Source organism: Pseudomonas sp. NFR02 (genome assembly GCF_900119375.1).
Taxonomy (GTDB): domain Bacteria; phylum Pseudomonadota; class Gammaproteobacteria; order Pseudomonadales; family Pseudomonadaceae; genus Aquipseudomonas; species Aquipseudomonas paracarnis.
The window spans coordinates 357,287-375,153 of sequence record NZ_FPJJ01000005.1; the positions used below are offsets into that span (position 1 = coordinate 357,287).

The 17,867-nt window shown below is 60.8% G+C and carries 21 protein-coding genes; 10 read left to right on the forward strand and 11 right to left on the reverse strand.

Going from position 1 to position 17,867, the window contains the following annotated elements; genetic code table 11:
- Positions 1-18: 18 nt before the first annotated feature.
- From BT199_RS17550 to BT199_RS17565, 4 genes are all read right to left on the reverse strand, one after another.
- Positions 19-477, reverse strand: a complete 459-nt coding sequence (locus BT199_RS17550) for an LTXXQ domain protein (protein WP_014719688.1) — start codon at positions 475-477, stop codon at positions 19-21.
- Positions 478-728: 251 nt separating this feature from the next.
- Complete coding sequence (locus tag BT199_RS17555; protein ID WP_014719687.1) at positions 729-1,406, reverse strand: response regulator transcription factor; 678 nt, start codon at positions 1,404-1,406, stop codon at positions 729-731.
- A 100-nt stretch (positions 1,407-1,506) separates the two neighbouring features.
- A complete protein-coding gene (locus BT199_RS17560; RefSeq protein ID WP_014719686.1) occupies positions 1,507-1,806 on the reverse strand; it encodes a YciI family protein in 300 nt (99 codons plus the stop codon).
- Between the two features lies 1 nt (position 1,807).
- On the reverse strand, positions 1,808-2,404 hold the full coding sequence (locus tag BT199_RS17565) for a septation protein A (RefSeq protein ID WP_014719685.1): 597 nt from the start codon (positions 2,402-2,404) through the stop codon (positions 1,808-1,810).
- An 87-nt stretch (positions 2,405-2,491) separates the two neighbouring features.
- On the opposite strand from BT199_RS17565, the gene BT199_RS17570 reads away from it, so the two are divergent.
- From BT199_RS17570 to rluB, 6 genes are all read left to right on the forward strand, one after another.
- Complete coding sequence (locus tag BT199_RS17570; RefSeq protein WP_003193798.1) at positions 2,492-3,355, forward strand: PHP domain-containing protein; 864 nt, start codon at positions 2,492-2,494, stop codon at positions 3,353-3,355.
- A gap of 13 nt (positions 3,356-3,368) precedes the next feature.
- Entirely contained in the window at positions 3,369-3,998 is a 630-nt protein-coding gene (locus BT199_RS17575; protein WP_003193796.1) for an L-threonylcarbamoyladenylate synthase, read from the forward strand.
- Positions 3,999-4,118: 120 nt separating this feature from the next.
- Positions 4,119-4,817: a segregation and condensation protein A gene (locus BT199_RS17580; protein ID WP_164365898.1), complete on the forward strand. Its 699-nt coding sequence runs from the start codon at positions 4,119-4,121 to the stop codon at positions 4,815-4,817.
- Between the two features lie 12 nt (positions 4,818-4,829).
- Positions 4,830-5,750, forward strand: a complete 921-nt coding sequence (scpB, locus tag BT199_RS17585) for an SMC-Scp complex subunit ScpB (protein ID WP_072435161.1) — start codon at positions 4,830-4,832, stop codon at positions 5,748-5,750.
- A gap of 147 nt (positions 5,751-5,897) precedes the next feature.
- Positions 5,898-6,089, forward strand: a complete 192-nt coding sequence (locus BT199_RS17590) for a DUF1289 domain-containing protein (RefSeq protein WP_072435162.1) — start codon at positions 5,898-5,900, stop codon at positions 6,087-6,089.
- Positions 6,090-6,233: 144 nt separating this feature from the next.
- The gene (gene rluB, locus BT199_RS17595) at positions 6,234-7,442 is read left to right on the forward strand and encodes a 23S rRNA pseudouridine(2605) synthase RluB (protein ID WP_014719681.1); all 1,209 of its coding nucleotides are present in this window, start codon (positions 6,234-6,236) and stop codon (positions 7,440-7,442) included.
- Positions 7,443-7,635: 193 nt separating this feature from the next.
- On the opposite strand, the gene BT199_RS17600 is transcribed toward rluB, so the two are convergent.
- A complete protein-coding gene (locus tag BT199_RS17600; protein ID WP_072435164.1) occupies positions 7,636-8,595 on the reverse strand; it encodes a M29 family metallopeptidase in 960 nt (319 codons plus the stop codon).
- Positions 8,596-8,668: 73 nt separating this feature from the next.
- A complete protein-coding gene (locus BT199_RS27260) occupies positions 8,669-8,806 on the reverse strand; it encodes a hypothetical protein (protein ID WP_003175756.1) in 138 nt (45 codons plus the stop codon).
- A gap of 647 nt (positions 8,807-9,453) precedes the next feature.
- Between BT199_RS27260 and BT199_RS17605 the strand changes: the two genes are divergently transcribed.
- Both BT199_RS17605 and arfB read left to right on the forward strand, forming a co-directional pair.
- Positions 9,454-10,872: an amino acid permease gene (locus tag BT199_RS17605; protein WP_072435166.1), complete on the forward strand. Its 1,419-nt coding sequence runs from the start codon at positions 9,454-9,456 to the stop codon at positions 10,870-10,872.
- 107 nt (positions 10,873-10,979) lie between these two features.
- Positions 10,980-11,393, forward strand: a complete 414-nt coding sequence (arfB, locus tag BT199_RS17610; RefSeq protein WP_003193787.1) for an alternative ribosome rescue aminoacyl-tRNA hydrolase ArfB — start codon at positions 10,980-10,982, stop codon at positions 11,391-11,393.
- Here arfB and BT199_RS17615 read toward each other — a convergent pair.
- On the reverse strand, positions 11,390-12,586 hold the full coding sequence (locus BT199_RS17615) for an MFS transporter (protein ID WP_014719678.1): 1,197 nt from the start codon (positions 12,584-12,586) through the stop codon (positions 11,390-11,392). The genes arfB and BT199_RS17615 overlap by 4 nt on opposite strands.
- Before the next feature lie 103 nt (positions 12,587-12,689).
- Entirely contained in the window at positions 12,690-12,872 is a 183-nt protein-coding gene (locus BT199_RS17620; RefSeq protein WP_014719677.1) for a hypothetical protein, read from the reverse strand.
- Positions 12,873-12,886: 14 nt separating this feature from the next.
- Between BT199_RS17620 and BT199_RS27265 the strand changes: the two genes are divergently transcribed.
- Complete coding sequence (locus BT199_RS27265) at positions 12,887-13,225, forward strand: hypothetical protein (protein WP_019819373.1); 339 nt, start codon at positions 12,887-12,889, stop codon at positions 13,223-13,225.
- 10 nt (positions 13,226-13,235) lie between these two features.
- On the opposite strand, the gene BT199_RS17625 is transcribed toward BT199_RS27265, so the two are convergent.
- Positions 13,236-13,547, reverse strand: a complete 312-nt coding sequence (locus BT199_RS17625) for an Mpo1-like protein (protein ID WP_014719676.1) — start codon at positions 13,545-13,547, stop codon at positions 13,236-13,238.
- A 160-nt stretch (positions 13,548-13,707) separates the two neighbouring features.
- Here BT199_RS17625 and BT199_RS17630 point away from each other — a divergent pair, with 160 nt between their 5' ends.
- Positions 13,708-14,766, forward strand: a complete 1,059-nt coding sequence (locus BT199_RS17630) for an AraC family transcriptional regulator (protein WP_014719675.1) — start codon at positions 13,708-13,710, stop codon at positions 14,764-14,766.
- Here the strand turns inward: BT199_RS17630 and BT199_RS17635 are convergent.
- Positions 14,723-16,177 carry a TrkH family potassium uptake protein gene (locus BT199_RS17635; protein ID WP_003193780.1) on the reverse strand — a complete coding sequence of 485 codons (1,455 nt, stop codon included), beginning with the start codon at positions 16,175-16,177 and terminating at the stop codon, positions 14,723-14,725. The genes BT199_RS17630 and BT199_RS17635 overlap by 44 nt on opposite strands.
- Positions 16,178-16,479: 302 nt before the next feature.
- Positions 16,480-17,817: an imelysin family protein gene (locus BT199_RS17640; RefSeq protein ID WP_014719674.1), complete on the reverse strand. Its 1,338-nt coding sequence runs from the start codon at positions 17,815-17,817 to the stop codon at positions 16,480-16,482.
- Positions 17,818-17,867 lie beyond the last annotated feature (50 nt).

The window sequence follows — 17,867 nt, forward strand, 5'->3', positions numbered from 1 at the left end:
TGGGGTGAAGCTAGGCCATTATTGCGCTTTTTGCGCTTGCTGGGCTTTCCAGGCCTGGAACTCTTTCCATTCGGCGCGGCGCTCGGCTTGCTTCTTGACGATCTCGTCGTACTTCTTCTGTTGGTCGGGCTTGAGCACGGCGCGGATATCGGCCTGGGTTTTCTGCTTGCCGGCGGCGATTTCGTCCTGCATCGCCTTCTGGTCAGCGGCCGGCAGTTTGTCCAGGTACTTTTGGGTCAGGTCTTTGCGAGCGTGCCATTGCTCACCCATCAGCTTGCGGATCTGCTCACGCTGTTCCTTGCTCAAGTCCAACTGGCTGAACGGGCCACCTTTACCACGCGGACCGTGTTCACCGTGGCCTGGGCCACCCATCATGTGGCCTTCGTGGCCGCCCATCGGGCCCGGGCCTTCAGGCATGGCCATGGCGACGGTAGGCAGTGCAGCGGCGAGCATCAAAGCGATAAGGGTCTTGCGCATGGTGATTCTCCTGTCTCTATTCCGGTGAGTCCGGATGTGAGTAGGTTACGCAGCGCAAGGTCAGCGGCGGTCAGGGGAGGGTAAAGCTTCGGTAAAGACAGGTTTGACAGGAGCTGACAAAACCCTTGAAGGTGATGAAATCAATGGTGGGAGCTGGCTTGCCTGCGATAGCGGTGGGCCAGTTAGCATAACGGTGGCCTGACACACCGCTATCGCAGGCAAGCCAGCTCCCACAGGGTTAAGCGGGATGTTTAGAGGCTGTAGTAGTAGCCACGACTACGCAGCGCCACGATGCGTGGCCGGCCATCCGGGTGTGGGCCGATCTTCTTGCGCAGGTTGCTGACGTGCATGTCCAGGCTGCGATCGTAGAGGGTCAACTTGCGGCCCAGGGCGATCTGCGCCAGTTCCTGTTTGTCCAGGGGCTCGCCGGGTTGACGCAGCAAGGCTTCAAGCAGGCGGCTTTCGGAGACGGTCAGGGTGAATTCCTGCTCATCAATGCTGACCACCCCGCGCACCGGGCTGAAGCACAAGTCGCCCAGTTCCAGCTGGGTCGATACCGCGGCCGGGTGGCTGCGGCGTAACACGGCGCGCAGGCGCGCCGTCAGTTCGCGCGGATCGCAAGGCTTGGCCAGGTAGTCGTCGGCGCCCAGTTCCAGGCCGAGGATGCGGTCCAGAGGCTCGCCCCGCGCCGAGAGCATCAGCACCGGCAACTCCGGGTGGTCGTTGCGCAGTTGCTTGAGCAACTCCAGGCCGCTGCCGTCGGGCAGCATCACATCGAGCACCACCGCCGCCGGGGCGGCTTCGGCCAAGGCTTTGCGGGCGCTCAGGCCGTTGTGGCAGGCGCGCACCTGGAAGCCTTCCTGGCTCAACCAACTGGTCAGCAGCTCACAGAGCTCCTGGTCATCATCTATCAGTAACAGCTCGCTCATGACTCACTCGATTTAGCCATTGTCGACGGCGACGACCCCACCGGTGACGCCGTGAGCCATTAGGAGTGCGCCGAAACGATTAGGTTCGACGCAGCCGGGTTCAAGGCAGGACTTGCTTGAACGGCTTGATCACCACATCGGCATAGACGCCTGCTGCAACGTAAGGGTCTGCCTTGGCCCAGGCCTCGGCGTCGGCCAGGGAAGCAAACTCGGCTACGATCAGGCTGCCGGTGAAGCCGGCGTCGCCCGGGTCATTGCTGTCGACCGCCGGGTGCGGGCCGGCCAGTACGATGCGGCCTTCGGCTTGCAGCTGTTTAAGGCGCTCGACGTGGGCCGGGCGTACGCTCAAGCGTTTTTCCAGGGAGTTGGCAATATCGGTGGCAATGATGGCGTAGAGCATGTCAGTCCTCGGTTTTCGGCGTGGTAGACGCGGTGTCATGCAAGTGGCGCGACAGGTAGATGCCCTGGCCGATCAGGAACAATACGGTCATGCCCAGGCTGCCGAACACTTTGAAGTCGACCCAGTAGTCCTGGAACGTGAAGGCCACGAACAGGTTGGCGGCACCGCAGAACAGGAAAAACACGATCCAGGCCACGTTCAGGCGCACCCACACCGGCTCCGGCAAGGTCAGCGCATGGCCCATGATTCGCTTGATCAGCAGGCGGTCACCAATGAAGTGGCTGCCGATGAACACCAGAGCGAACAGCCAGTTCACCACCGGGGCTTTCCATTTAAGGAAGGTTTCGCTGTGGAAGGCCAGGGTCAGGCCACCGAATACCAGGCAGGCGATAAGGGTCAGCCATTGGCTTTTTTCCAACTTGCGCTGGGAGATGAAAATGGCGCCGTACACTACGATGGAGCTGATGATCAGTACGGCAGTGGCACTGTAGATGCCTCCGAACGATAGCTCGTGGCCGGCGATTTCGATGACCCTGGGGTCGAGTTTGGTAACGATGAAAAACAGCAACAGCGGGATGAAGTCGATGAATTGTTTCACAGTAAGAGCCAGAAGCTGGATGTGACGGCATAATAACAAACATCCTTGGTTGCGATAGCGCCAGCTGACTTGAGGTTACACACTCCCGTGAATGTTGATTTGCACTGCCACAGCACGGCCTCCGACGGCGCCCTGGCGCCCGCGGTATTGGTTGCGCGTGCGTTTGAAAAAGGCGTGCGAGTTTTGGCATTGACCGACCACGACACCCTCGAAGGCCTCGATGAAGCCCGCCAGGCCGCGCATTCCCTGGGCATGCAACTGGTCAACGGCGTGGAATTGTCCTGCACCTGGGGCGGCGCCACCATCCATGTGCTGGGCTACGGTTTTGATCAAAAGGCCCCGCCCTTGGTGGCGGCGATTGCCCAATTGCACGATGGCCGCTGGCTGCGGTCCGAAGAAATAAGCCGCAAGCTAAGCCTTAAAGGTATGCCTGGCGCCCTCGACGGCGCCCGCGCCATCCAGCAGGAGCTGGGCGACAGCGGCAACGCACCGGCCCGTCCGCATTTTGCCGACTGGATGGTGCGCGAAGGCTATGTCAAGGATCGCGCCGAGGCCTTTCGCAAATGGCTGGGCGCCGGCAAGTTGGGCGATGTGAAGCTGCATTGGCCGACCCTGGAAGACACCGTCCAGACCCTGCGGGCCTCCGGGGCCTGGGTCAGCCTGGCGCATCCCTGGCATTACGATTTCACCCGCAGCAAGCGCCGCAAGCTGATCAGCGACTATATTGGTGCGGGTGGCCACGCCATCGAGGTGGTCAACGGGCATCAACCGGCAGAACAGGTCGGCAGCCTGGCGATCCTTGCCCGCGAATTTGGTCTGCTGGTCAGTGCCGGCAGTGATTTTCATGGCCCAGGCGGCTGGTCCGAGATTGGCGAGTATCGTCAGGTCCCGGAAGATCTGCCGCTGTTGTGGGGGCGATTCAAGCATGACCCCATTATTGCCACCGTCTGAACAGGTAGAGCACGTGAGTCAATTCTTCCAGATTCATCCGGAAAACCCTCAGGCGCGCCTGATCAAGCAGGCCGTAGAGATCATCCGCGCCGGTGGCGTGGTGATCTACCCGACTGATTCGTCCTACGCCATTGGCTGCCAGATCGGCGACAAGGGCGCGGTCGAGCGGGTAAGACGCTTGCGCCAGCTGGACGACAAGCACAACTTTGCGCTGATCTGCAGCGACTTGTCCCAGCTCGGCCTGTTCGCCAAGGTCGACACCGGTACCTTCCGCCTGCTCAAGGCCCACACGCCGGGGCCTTACACGTTCATTCTCAACGCCACTCGCGAAGTGCCGCGCCTGTTACTGCACCCGAAAAAACGCACCATCGGCCTGCGCGTGCCGGAACACCCGATTGCCCTGGCGCTGCTGGCCGAGTTGGGCGAACCGCTGATGAGCGTGTCGTTGATCCTGCCCGGCGAAACCGAGCCGTTGTACGACCCTTACGAAATGCGCCGTTTGCTGGAAAAGCACGTCGACCTGATCATCGACGGCGGCTACGGCGGCAACAAGGCCTCCACGGTGATCAACCTGGCCGATGGCGAACCAGAAGTGGTGCGTGTGGGTTGTGGCGACCCGGCTCCGTTCATGGTCGAGGCCTGAATGTCAGCCGTGGAAGCCGCTGATCCCCAGGCTGGCGCCCAGCAAGAACTGCCGTTTGCCATGGTGTATGGCCAGGCGGTTATGGAAATGCCCCTGGACCTGTACATCCCGCCGGACGCCCTGGAGGTGTTCCTTGAAGCCTTCGAAGGCCCCCTGGACTTGCTGCTTTACCTGATCCGCAAGCAGAACATCAACATCCTCGATATTCCGGTGGCAGAAATCACCCGCCAGTACATGGGCTATGTCGAACTGATGCAGTCGGTGCGCCTGGAATTGGCCGCCGAGTACCTGGTGATGGCCGCCATGCTCGCCGAGATCAAGTCGCGCATGCTGTTGCCGCGCTCGGAGACGGTAGAAGCCGAAGAGGATGACCCGCGCGCCGAGCTGATCCGCCGCCTGCAGGAGTACGAACGCTTCAAGGCTGCCGCCGAAGGCATCGACGGTCTGAGCCGTGTGGGCCGTGATGTGGTGGTGCCCAAGCTCGACGCTCCCGAGGCGCGCGCGCGCAAGTTGCTGCCGGACGTGAGTCTGGAAGAATTGCTGATGTCCATGGCCGAAGTACTGCGCCGTGGCGATATGTTCGAGAGCCACCAGGTCAGCCGTGAAGCGCTGTCCACCCGCGAGCGCATGAGCGATGTGCTGGAACGTCTCAAGGGCGGTGGGTTTGTGCCCTTTGTCGAGTTGTTCACCGCCGAGGAAGGGCGACTGGGCGTGGTGGTGACCTTTATGGCGATCCTTGAGCTGGTCAAGGAATCCTTGGTCGAGCTGGTGCAGAATGAGCCTTTTGCGGCTATCCACGTGCGGGCGCGAGCCGAATAACGAGCTGAATCGATGAATCTGACTGAACCCCGCGAACTGGCCCCTTTGCTGGAGGCCTTTCTCCTGGCCTCGGGCAAACCGCAATCTTTGGAGCGCCTGTTCGAACTCTTTGAAGAAGCCGAACGCCCGGAGCCGCCGGTGTTCAAGAAAGCCTTGGAGATCCTGCGCAAGTCCTGTGAGGGCCGTGCCTTTGAGTTGCGCGAAGTGGCGTCGGGTTACCGCCTGCAGATCCGTGAGAAGTTTTCACCGTGGGTCGGGCGTTTGTGGGAAGAGCGCCCGCAGCGCTACTCGAGGGCGATGCTGGAGACCATGGCGCTGATCGCCTATCGCCAGCCCATCACTCGGGGCGAGATCGAAGACGTGCGTGGTGTGGCGGTCAACAGCCATATCGTCAAGACCCTGCTGGAGCGCGAGTGGATTCGCATCGTTGGCTACCGTGACGTGCCCGGCAAACCGGCGATGTTCGCCACCACCAAGGTGTTCCTCGATCATTTCAACCTGAAGAACCTCGACGACCTGCCGCCGCTGGCCGAACTGCGCGAAATGGAGGCCGAGCCAGTGCTCGATTTCGACGACGCGCCGGTGCCGCAAAGCCTGCAGGAACTGGCCGATGCCAGCGCCGAGCCGGAGGAGCCCAAGGACGAAACCAGTTTCCATACGTTGTTGCTGGAGCTGGACGACATGGAGCAGGGGATCAAGACCGACTTCGACGATTTGCTGCGTGATGGTGCGGCGGAGCCAGAAACCCAGGTGAACGTTGAATCCGAGCCTGAGGTCGAAGCCCAAGACGATGTGCTTGGCGTGGCCCAGGCCCGGGAAAAGCTCCTGGCCGCCGTCGCCGCCCTCGAACAGCCGCCCCTGAGTGACGAAGAAGACGAAGCCCGGGCGCTTGCTGAAGCCATCGAAAACGAACGCCGCCAGTTCGAAGACTGACGCGATATATCCAAACACTGCAATACCCCATGTGGGAGCGGGCTTGCTCGCGAATGCGGTGCTTCAGTCAATGCATCTGCAAGCTGATACACCGCATTCGCGAGCAAGCCCGCTCCCACATTTGATCTGCGTCGCTAGGGGAAGTGTATGAGTTCGACCAAAGATCCATGCGTCAGCATTTGCAAGTTCGCCGACGACATCTGCGTCGGCTGTGGCCGCAGCAAGCGTGAAATCCGTGCCTGGAAGAAACTCGACAAAACCGACAAGCGCACCGTTCTGGCCGAAGCCCAGCTGCGTTTGCTGGCCCTGGGCGCCACCGGTCGGCGGAAAAGCAAATGACTTGGGCGTTATCGGCTAGTCTGTGATGCGCAACACGCGCCATGCGCGTATGATTCGCGACCCCTTGCCGACCTATTCGGCCTAGGCCCCGCTTTCAATACCCCTCAGGCCACGCCTGAATCGACCCACCGGGAGGTGCTTACGATGAATGACCAAGACCAGAAAGACCAGGAAATCGGCCCAGCAGGCGAAAAGCTGCAAAAAGTGCTGGCGCGTATCGGCGTGGGCTCGCGCCGCGACGTCGAAGCCTGGATCACCCAGAAGCGCATCAAGGTCAACGGCGTCGAGGCTACCCTCGGCCAGCGCGTCGACCTGCACGATGCAATCACCATTGATGGCAAGGTCATCAAGCGTGAAGAGGCCGCCGAATCGGTGCGCCGCGTGATCATGTACAACAAGCCCGACGGCGAGATCTGCACCCGTGACGACCCGGAAGGCCGTCCGACCGTGTTCGACAAGATGCCCAAGCCTAAAGAAGGCCGCTGGATCAACATCGGCCGCCTGGACATCAACACCACCGGCTTGCTGATGTTCACCACCGACGGTGAGTTGGCCAACCGCCTGATGCACCCGTCCTACGAGATGGACCGTGAATACGCCGTGCGTGTACGCGGTGAAGTCGATGACGAGATGATCGAACGCCTCAAGGCGGGCGTGGTGCTCGAAGACGGCCCGGCCAAGTTCACCGACATCAAGCAGGCGCCAGGCGGCGAAGGTTTCAACCACTGGTACCACTGCGTGGTGATGGAAGGCCGTAACCGTGAAGTGCGCCGCCTGTGGGAGTCCCAGGGCCTGGTGGTCAGCCGCCTCAAGCGCGTGCGTTTCGGTCCGGTGTTCCTGAATTCCGACCTGCCGATGGGCCGCTGGCGCGAAATGAGCCAGTACGAGGTCGATATCCTCAGCGCCGAAGTGGGCCTGACGCCGGTTGCCATGCCGCAGATGAACGCCAAGAGCAAAGACAAGCTTGAGCGTATGCAGCGCAAATCGTCGCGCCCAGTGCCACGTACCGAACGTGTTGCCCGCACCCTGCGCCCTGCGCTGGATGCACCGGCCACCGGCGGTCGTATCTCGCGTCAGCCGCACATTGAAGGCGAGCGCCGCCCCACCACGCCATCGCGTCAGGAAGGCGAGCGTGCGCCACGTACGCCGCGTCCTGCTCCGGCGGGTGGTCGTAGCAACCGTGGTGAAGCGGATCGCCCGGCCGACAACGCCAGCACCAAGCGTCCAGCCAAGCCAGCGGCGAACAAGCGCCCTGGCCCGAAACTGGTCGCGGACGAGCCTTCGGGCAAGCGCCGTGGCGCACCGGCCGGTTCCGGCCAGCGTCCTGGTTTTGGTCGCAAGAAGCCGCAGTGATACGTTAAGCGCCGCATAAAAACGCCAACCCTAGGGTTGGCGTTTTTTTTTGCGATCTACATTTGAAATGCAATCAACTGTGGGAGCCGGGCTTGCCCGCGATAGCGGTGGGTCAGTGAGTAAAAAGGTGACTGACACACCGCTATCGCAGGCAAGCCAGCTCCCACCGGGATCTCTACACGTCTATGATCTTTTAAAAGGCAAAGGCGCCATCAAACACCGGCTTGTCATCCAGCGCCAGCACCCCACTGGCAAAGATCAGGTCCAGGTGATGACTGCCTTTCTGCCCGCCACCCAAGCCCAAGTGCAACCCGCAGTGACGCTCTTCAAACCCGGCATTGCGCGCATACAGGTCCTTGACCCCTTCATTGGTGCCAATCCCCAACTCCTCCACACGACGGTTGGACGGGTTGGCATTCAGGTACTTGTTGAAGTCATCTGCCAGCCCTGGCACTTCGCTGGCCACGCTGCAAACGGTGGAGTTCTCGATCCATAGCTCCAGCGGCAATTGCAGCACGCCGTATTTGCGTGCAAAGGGGATGGTACTGAGGAAGGTGCCGACAAACCGCACCTGGCCGTTGATGGCTTCGCTGTGGGTGGCGATTTCGCCGGGCGCCAGGTCGTGGTTGCCGACGCCGTTGATATTGGTCCACTTCTTGATGCTGCTCATCGGCGCTTCCAGGCGCGAACCGTGTTTGTCGGTAAAGCTCAGCACGTTGGCCTGGGTCATGCGTCGGATCAGTGTGGCGTTGAGGTCGGCGATGCGTTGGGGCTCGACGCTGAAGGTGTCGTAGAAATAGTCGCCGTAATCCTTGAACAGCAGGGATTTTTTCCAGTGCTCGGCCATCACGCCTTGCAGGGCACGGATAAAGTCCGGGCCTTCGGCGCGTGGGTTGGGCAGCGTGGAGGAATCATAGAGAAACAGGTACAGGTCGCAGCTTTGAATGGCCTGGGACAGGGTGTCGCTGGGCGCCAGGTCCAGGCGTTGCAGTTGAAAGTTGAAGCGGGCGGCGCTGCCGTGGGTAATCGCCTGGGCGATGGCGTCATAGCGCTCGGTGTGGCCCAGCAACACGGTGGGGCGGTTCAGGCCGTTGAGGGCGGGGTGGTGTGCCAGGTAGTAGAGAAAATGTTCGACGGCGCGGGCCTTGTCCATGACGAGTGTCCTTCTGTGCCTTGGGTAAGGGGGCAGGCGCCGTGCACAGCGCCTGCCGGATGCCTGCCGGGTATTAGAAAGGCCACATCGCGGTGCCAAAAGGCACAACGGCATCGGCTTGCATCATTTCAACGGCGGCCTCATGGGTCGGCGCTTCAAACCAATCGTCGAGTTGCAGTTCGGTTTCCAGGTCGTTTTCCAGTGCTTGCATGGTGTATCTCCTAGAGGACGTTGTTTGAGAACGGCTTGCCCACGGGCTTCGCGGGCAAGTGCAAAGAACCTAGAAGAGAGTGTTTCGAAATGCAAAAAATTTATTGACACGGTTTCATTTGGATTTTTTCTTCTGTTTTTCAGCAGATTTTTTTATTCAGGCAAAACAGTGAATTGGCTGAAGCGATTCTTCAGGCATTGCTTACCGACAGAATTCCGTTGAGGGTTGCCAAAGTCTGGCTGTAACGCGGATTTTCCGGGGTGTAACGATAGATTTACGCAACTGCCCTGGCTTTGTTGGGGGGCGCGCCGATGTAAGCATTAGCTGACAGAATCGCCCGTGCACTTTCCCGGTGCGTGCCGAAGCTGTCGAGCGGTGTACAATGCGCCGCGTTTTACTGTGACCCCCCTTGCGTACCCACGCAAAAGGCCAAGACCTCAGGGTTTGATCCCCCTGATCACTCCGCCTGGCCACGAGCCGGACGGGTTCGATTTCGTCACAGATAAAAACAAACAGGTGACGCATGACCATTAGAAAGACGCTGTACTCCTGGTGCCTGCGCTGGGGTTTGAGCGGCGCTGCTTGAGTCGGTAATTCAAGGCAGCAACCTGCATTCAACTCTTCAAACCTTGCGTGAGACCCTTTTCATGAGTGGACCCCATTCTTCTTCAGGCGAGCTGAAACGCGGCCTGAAAAACCGGCATATCCAGTTGATCGCCCTCGGTGGCGCCATCGGCACCGGCCTGTTCCTGGGCTCGGCCGGGGTGCTCAAATCCGCCGGCCCTTCGATGATCCTGGGCTATGCCATCTGCGGCTTTATCGCCTTCATGATCATGCGCCAGCTTGGCGAAATGATTGTCGAGGAGCCGGTCGCCGGCTCCTTCAGCCACTTTGCCCACAAGTACTGGGGCGGTTTCGCCGGCTTCCTCTCGGGCTGGAACTGCTGGATTCTGTACATTCTGGTGGGTATGTCGGAGTTGACGGCCGTCGGCAAGTACGTGCACTACTGGTGGCCGGAGATCCCGACCTGGGTCTCTGCTGCGGCGTTTTTCGTGCTGATCAACGCGATTAACCTGGCCAACGTCAAAGTCTTCGGTGAAGCCGAGTTCTGGTTCGCCATCATCAAGGTGGTGGCGATCGTCGGCATGATTGCCCTGGGCAGCTACCTGCTGGTCAGCGGCAGCGGCGGCCCGCAAGCCTCGGTCAGCAACCTGTGGGAGCATGGTGGTTTCTTCCCCCATGGCGTCGGCGGTTTGGTGATGGCCATGGCGATCATCATGTTCTCCTTCGGCGGCTTGGAAATGCTCGGTTTTACCGCCGCTGAAGCCGATCAACCACGCACCGTGATCCCCAAGGCGATCAATCAGGTGATCTACCGCATCCTGATTTTCTACATCGGTGCCCTGGTGGTGCTGCTGTCGCTCACCCCGTGGGACAACCTGCTGGCGACCCTCAACGCCTCCGGCGATGCCTACAGCGGCAGCCCGTTCGTGCAGGTGTTCTCGATGCTGGGCAGTAACACCGCCGCGCATATCCTCAACTTTGTGGTGCTGACGGCCGCGCTGTCGGTGTACAACAGCGGCACCTACTGCAACAGCCGCATGCTCTTGGGCATGGCCGAGCAGGGCGACGCGCCCAAGGCCCTGGCGAAAATCGACAGGCGCGGCGTGCCGGTGCGTTCGATCCTGGCCTCGGCGGCGATCACTCTGGTGGCGGTGCTGATGAACTACCTGATGCCCCATGACGCGCTGGAACTGCTGATGTCGCTGGTGGTGGCCACGTTGGTGATCAACTGGGCGATGATCAGCTTCTCCCACTTCAAGTTCCGCCAGCACATGAACCGCATTGGCCAGGTGCCGCTGTTCAAGGCGTTGTGGTACCCGTATGGCAACATCATCTGCGTGGCCTTTGTGGTGTTTATTCTGGGCACCATGCTGATGATTCCGGGCATTGACCGCTCGGTGTACGCGATCCCGGTGTGGGTGGCGTTCATGGGCGTTTGTTACTGGGTCAAGAACAAGCGGGCGCAGCAGTCCATAGATATGGCGGTCCCCGCGGTGAAGTAAGCGTCAATGTTGTTAAGCAGACCCGGCCTTGTGCCGGGTTTGTCGTTTGAGGGGATGGCCAAGGTGCATTCGCGTATCCTAGGGCTTCTTCCGGAGGACCGTGTTACATGCTGGTGATTTCCAACAACGTACAGCTGCCCGATGCCGAGATTGAGCTGACCGCCATTCGCGCCCAGGGTGCCGGTGGGCAGAACGTCAATAAAGTGTCGAGTGCGGTGCACCTGCGGTTTGATATTCCGGCGTCTTCGTTGCCGGAGTTCTACAAGGAGCGCTTGCTGGCACTGCGTGACAGCCGGATCACCAGCGAAGGCGTGCTGGTGCTCAAGGCCCAGCAATATCGCACCCAGGAGCAGAACCGCGCCGATGCGCTGGAGCGCCTGGTGGAGTTGATCCAGAGCGCCACCAAGGTCGAGAAAAAACGCCGTCCGACCAAGCCTACCCTGGGCTCGAAGAAACGCCGCCTAGAGTCCAAGACCAAGCGCGGCAGCATCAAGGCCGGGCGCGGCAAGGTCGACTTCTAGGCGTCGCGTGTTTCGCGGGCCTTGGGCGCCTGGCGGTACAGGTAGACGCTCAGCAGCAAACCGGCGAAAGCGGCGAGGGCGGCGAACAGGAAGATCGAGGCAAAGCCAAACCCGGCCGCCACGGCGCCCGCCAGCGGCCCGGTGATGCCCAGGGACAAGTCGATAAACAGCGAATAGGCGCCCACCGCCGAGCCACGGCTGGAGGCCGGCACCAGGTTGACGGCCTCCACTCCCAACGCCGGGAACACCAGGGAAAAACCGAAACCGCTCAACGCCGCACCCGCCAACGCCAGTTGGGCATCCGGCGCCAGCCACAGCAACAGCAGGCCCAGTACTTCCACCGACAGGCAGGCGATTGCGACGCGAAAACCACCAATGCGGTTGATCAAATTGCCAAACAGCAAGCGCGCGCCGATAAAACTGGCACCGAACAGGCTCAAGGCCCACACCGCGTTATCCCAGTGCTGGGTGCTGTAATACAACGTGATAAAGGTGGCGATGGTGCCAAAGCCGATAGAGCCCAATGCCAGCGCGCAACCATGGGGGAGCACGCGGCCCAGTACATTCATGAACGGCAAACGGATGCCGGGCACAATCGGCGCGGCTTGTTTTTTCCAGGCCAACACCACACCCAGTACGGCCAACAGAATGATGCTGACGCCCATGCTCCACAGCCCCAACTGGCTGACCAGCAGCACCCCCAACGGCGCGCCGACCGCCAGCGCGCCGTAGCTGGCGATGCCGTTCCAGGAAATAACCTTGGCCGTGTTCGCGGCGCCGACACGGCCAATGCCCCAGCCAATCGCCCCCGAACCCACCAGGCTTTCAGCGCTGCCCAGCACTAGCCGACCGACCAGCAGGCAGCCGAGGCTCAGAGCCGGCAGGCTGGAAAACCACGCCGCAAACAACATGAACACGCCACTCAAGCCGCAGCCCACCAGGCCGATCACCACGGCGCGCTTGCTGCCCAGGTTGTCGATGATCTTGCCGGCATAGGGGCGGCTCAGCAGGGTTGCCAGGTATTGCACGCTGATCACCAGCCCGGCAATGACGGCGCCATAGCCCAGCTGGCTATGGACATAGCCCGGCAATACGGCCAGGGGGATGCCGATATTCAAATAGCCGATGAAGGTAAACAGCACGATGGAAACAACTTGCAGCGTGACCGCCATGGGGCGCTGGGTATCTGGCATGGGAGAGATCCACTGTCGCAGCAGGTAAAGATAGGCTGCTAATGATACCGGCGCGCAGGCCGGGCAGGGCGGCAAAAATGTAAAACGTCAGCTCTAAAGCCGATCAAGCTTGGGTGGGGGCCAGCAATTGAGTGGTCACCAGGGCAGCCAAAGCGTTTTCCTGGGTGCCAAAGCGCTTGAGCAGTGCTGCTTGCTTGTCGGCACTGAGGCGGTTCCAGACTTCGACCATCTGCAAGGCAGCGTCGAGTACAGCGGCGTCCGGCGTGTCGGAAGGGGAGGTGGTCATAGTGAAGGTCTCGGATGATTCAGGCAGTGTGGAAAGCGCTCAAAGGCGCGCTTTCCACACGGTCTGGTACGGCGTCAGTCCCGGCTTTCGCGCTCGACTGGTTTTGCTTCTTTGGCCTCAGGCTGCTTGTCGCTGGCCTGCTGCGGTGTTGGCTGCTCAGTTGGGTGCAGGCTTGGGAAGGGGAGATTAGGTATCTCGTGCATCGTGGTCGCTCCTCGCAAGGTCTGTTTTTTCAATCGCAGGTGATTCCGCGCTCTCAAAAAGCCTTGGCAGGATACAGCACCGTAAATGACAAAAAGACTTTTATCTCGACGTATGCACAATTTTTAATGGTTCAGACGCAAGTGACATGAGGTCACACCTCTAGAACGGCACCTTGCCCAGAATCATGTCGCGGTACATCACAAAATCTCCCAGCAAGCTGTAGAACGGGTGTTGAAAGGTGGCGGGACGGTTCTTTTCGAAGAAGAAGTGACCAATCCAGGCAAAGCTGTAGCCCGCGAGCGGCAAGGCCAGCAGCAGGACCCATGAACCTCTGCCGATGGCGTACGCAAGAATGCCGATCACCAGGGTGGTGCCGATAAAGTGCAGGCGTCGGCAGGTACTGTTGCCATGCTCGGCCAAGTAGTACGGGTAGAACTCGGCAAAACTGTTGTATTTCTTGATGTTTTCCACGGTCACCGGCCCTCTGGTTGTTGTGCCGCCAACAGGTGTGCGGCGGGGAGCTTATTTGAGTCTAGAGTGATCAGTGGTAACAGCCAGTGACAATAGATGCCACTTTAGTATCCTTGGCTTCCTGGCTGCCGTTTGAGCCTGCTTTCTATAAGAAGACGCCATGAGCGAACGAACAACTTCTGCAAGCTGGGCGATGGGCATCGTCAAGGCGCTGGAAATGGATGGCCTGGATTGCCGTGCCTTGTTCAAGCAACTGGGCCTGGATTATGCGGCCCTCAGTGATCCCGATGCGCGCTTCCCGCAAGACGCCATGACCCGCCTGTGGCAGCGCGCGGTAGAGGTGTCGGGTAACCCGGCGATTGGCCTGAACATGGGCAAGGTGGTGCGCCCGGCCTCGTTTCACGTTGCCGGTTATGCGTTGATGTCCAGCAACACCCTGGCCGAAGGTTTTATGCGATTGGTGCGCTACCAGCGCATCATCGCCGAAAGCGCTGATTTGAGTTTTCGACTGTTACCCGAAGGCTATGCGTTGATTCTGACGGTGCATGGCGATCACCTGCCGCCCACCCGTCAAAGCGCCGAAGCCTCGCTGGCCAGCGCCCTGGCCCTGTGTGGCTGGCTCACCGGGCGCACCCTGCAGCCCCGCAAAGTGCTGCTGCAGGGCGAACAGCCAGCGGACCTGGCGCCCTACCAACGCGCCTTCCATGCGCCTTTGCAATTCAATGCACCCTATGACGCGCTGATTTTCGAGCAGGCGGATATGGAGGCGCCGCTGCCCACGGCCAACGAAGCCATGGCGCTGTTGCACGATCGCTTTGCCGGTGAATACCTGGCGCGTTTTTCCGAAAGCCGCGTGACCCATAAGGCGCGTCAGGTGCTGTGCCGCCTGTTGCCTCAGGGCGAGCCCAAGCGCGAAGCGGTGGCCCAGACGCTGCACCTGTCCCAGCGCACCTTGCAGCGGCGGTTGCAGGAGGAGGGCACCAGTTTCCAGGCCTTGCTTGATGACACCCGGCGCGAACTGGCCGAGCAGTACCTGGCACAACCCAATATGACCTTGCTGGAAATCGCCTACCTGCTGGGGTTTGCCGACCCGAGCAACTTTTTCCGCGCGTTTCGCCGCTGGTTCGATGCCACGCCCGGCGAATACCGGGCGCGCTTGCAGCAAATGTCGTCGGTCAGTGACGCCAGAACGCCGGAATGCACAACACAAACACGGTGATGATCTCCAGGCGCCCCAGCAACATGCCCAGGGACAGGATCCACTTGGCGGCATCCGGCAGGGTGGCGAAGTTGCCGGCCGGGCCGATGGTTTCGCCCAGGCCGGGGCCCACGCCGGAAACGGTACTGGCGGCGCCGGTCAATGCGGTCATCCAGTCCACGCCCAGCAGTGACAGCGCCAGGGCGATCATGCAGATGGTGATGGCGAAGAAAAACGAAAAAGTCAGAATCGAGCGCACGATCTCCTCATCGAGGCGATGACCGTTGTACTTCTGCTTGATCACCGCGCGGGGATGGATCAACTGATTCAAGTTGGCTTTGAGCAGGATGTAGGCCACCTGGAAACGGAAGATCTTGATACCGCCTGCGGTGGAGCCCGAGCAGCCGCCGATAAAGCCCAGGTAGAAGAACAGCATCAGTGAGAAGTTGCCCCACAAGCTGTAGTCCCCCAGTGCAAAGCCGGTGGTGGTCACCACAGACGTCACGTTGAGCGCCACATGGCGCAAGGCATCGAGCCAATGCAGGTTGGTGGTCCACCAGTACCAGGTGCCGAGTACCAGCCAGGTCACCAGCAACAGGCCGAGCAAGCCTTGCACCTGCTGGTCCTTGATCAGCGCTCGACGGTTACCGCGCAAAGTGGCCACGTACAGGGCGAACGGCAAGCTGCCAAGGATCATTACCACCACCGCGACCCAGTGCACCGCCGGTTGTTTCCAATGGGCCAGGGACTCGTCCGAGGTGGAAAACCCACCCGTGGAAATCGCCGACATCGCATGGTTGATCGCATCGAACACGCCCATTCCGGCCCACCAGAAGGCCAGGCTGCCGAAGATGGTGATGCCCACATACGCCGCCACGATCAGGCGCGCCACCATGTGTGAACGAGGCATGACCTTTTCCGAGCGATCCGAGGATTCGGTCTGGAACAGGCGCATGCCACCAATGCGCAGCAGCGGGAGGATCGCCACCGCCATGCCGATAAAGCCGATACCGCCAAGCCAGTGCAGCAACGAACGCCACATCAAAATGCCCGGCGACATGCTGTCCAGGCCGCTCAACACGGTGGAGCCGGTGGCGGTGATGCCGGACATGCTTTCAAAGAACGAGTCGGTGTAGCTGATGTGCTGGGTCAGCAAAAAGGGCAGGGCGGCGAAGATGCACACCACCACCCAACTGCTGACCGTCAGCAGGTACATGTCCCTGGGGCGCAGGTGCACGTGCTCGGGGCGGCCAGGAATGACCAACGCCAACCCGGCGATAAAGGTGATCAGGCTGGCCCACAGGAACGAGGGCAGGTCGCTGGTGCGTTCGAAGATCACCAGGGTCGCCATCGGGATTACCATGGCGACCGCAAGGGTGATCAGGAAGATGCCGATGATGAAACCGATGATGCGCAGGGTCGGCAACGCCATGAAGTTCGCTCGGGTGATTGGGCAGAGGCGCCATTCTACCCGCGGTGCAGGTCTTGTAAACCGAGGGCTGCGGGTTGATGGAGAACCCCTGTGGGAGCTGGCCTGCCAGCCGGCGTATATTCACCTGACGCCCCGCAATCCAATGTGGGAGCTGGCTTGCCTGCGATGGCGGTGTGTCAGTTACAGATTAGTCGACTGAACCACCGCCATCGCAGGCAAGCCAGCGCCTACAGGGATAGACGCGGCAGTTATTGCGCGCATGAAAAAGGCGACCCGCAGGTCGCCTCTTCAATTGCGCTTGATCAGAACTCGTGATCAGCGCTGTCCGGGTTCAGGTCACTGATACCCAGCTTGCCAGCAGCGGCTTCGATCGAACCGGTCTGCTTGACCAGGGCGGCAATCGAGTCACGCACGATCTGGTTGCCCTTTTCATTGTCAGCGGCGATCAACTGGTCGTAGTGCTCGCCGTTGTTGGCGTGGTCAACCATCACCTGGATCTTCGCTTCGGTGGCTGCCAGGTCAGCCTTGAGGGCTGCGTCGGCTGCCGGGTCGACCTTGGCCACCAGAGACGACAGGCTGGCGCCGGTCAGCTTGGTGCCGTCAACACGGGTGTATTCCCCCAGGTAGACGTTACGGATGCCCTTGGCGTCGTAGAAATGCGAGTAATGGGTGTTGTCGCTGAAGCAGTCCTGCTCGTCTTCCGGCGAGTTGGCTTCCAGGGACACTTTCATGCGCTCCCCGGCGAGCTCGCCCAGGGACAGGCTGCCCATGCCGAACAGCATTTTACGCAAACCGTCGGTGCCCGGTTCCGACTCCAGGGTGGCGCGGTAGTTGTCTTCGACGTTGGGCTTCCAGTTGTCGACCATTTCCTGCAGGTCGCTGACCAGCAGTTGGGTGACAGCACGCAGGTAAGTGCGGCGACGCTCGTTGTGACCGCCGGTTGCACCGTCACCGGTCATGTAGTCCGACGCCGGGCGGTTGCCCGCGCCTGGGCCGGTGCCGTTAAGGTCCTGGCCCCACAGCAGGAATTCGATGGCGTGGTAGCCGGTGGCGACGTTCGCTTCGGAACCGCCCAGCTCATTGAGGCTGGCGAGTTTTTCCGGGGTGATCTCCTTGACGTCGACCTTGTCTTCGCCCACCTGAATCTCGTTGTTGGCGATGATATTGGCGTTGGCACCTGGGTTGCCCAGCGCGTGCTCGTAGGACTTGTCGACGTAGTCGATCAGGCCTTCATCCAGGGGCCAGGCGTTCACTTGGCCTTCCCAGTCGTCGATGATGGTGTTGCCGAAGCGGAATACTTCGCTCTGCAGGTAGGGTACGCGTGCGGCGATCCAGGCGGTACGGGCCGCTTTCAGGGTTTCGTCGTTCGGGTTGGCGAGGAAAGTATCGATTGCGGTCTGCAGGGTTTTTGCGGTGGATTCGGCATCGCTGTACACCGCAAACACCATGTCTGCGTAGTGCGCGACCACGGCCTTGGCGGCTGCTTCGTCGACCTGGCCTGCCGGGGCAGCCGCCGGTGCGGTAGTGCTGGCGGCAGCGGGTGCCTGGGGCGCGGCGGCCTTGTCTTTACCTTCGCCGCAACCGGCGAGAGAAATGGCAATGGCCAGCAGACTGGCGGTGGCCAGGGGCATACGAATCATGGCGAACATCCTGCTTCGGTTGTTGAAAGGGCGCGCGGGGAGCGCAAACG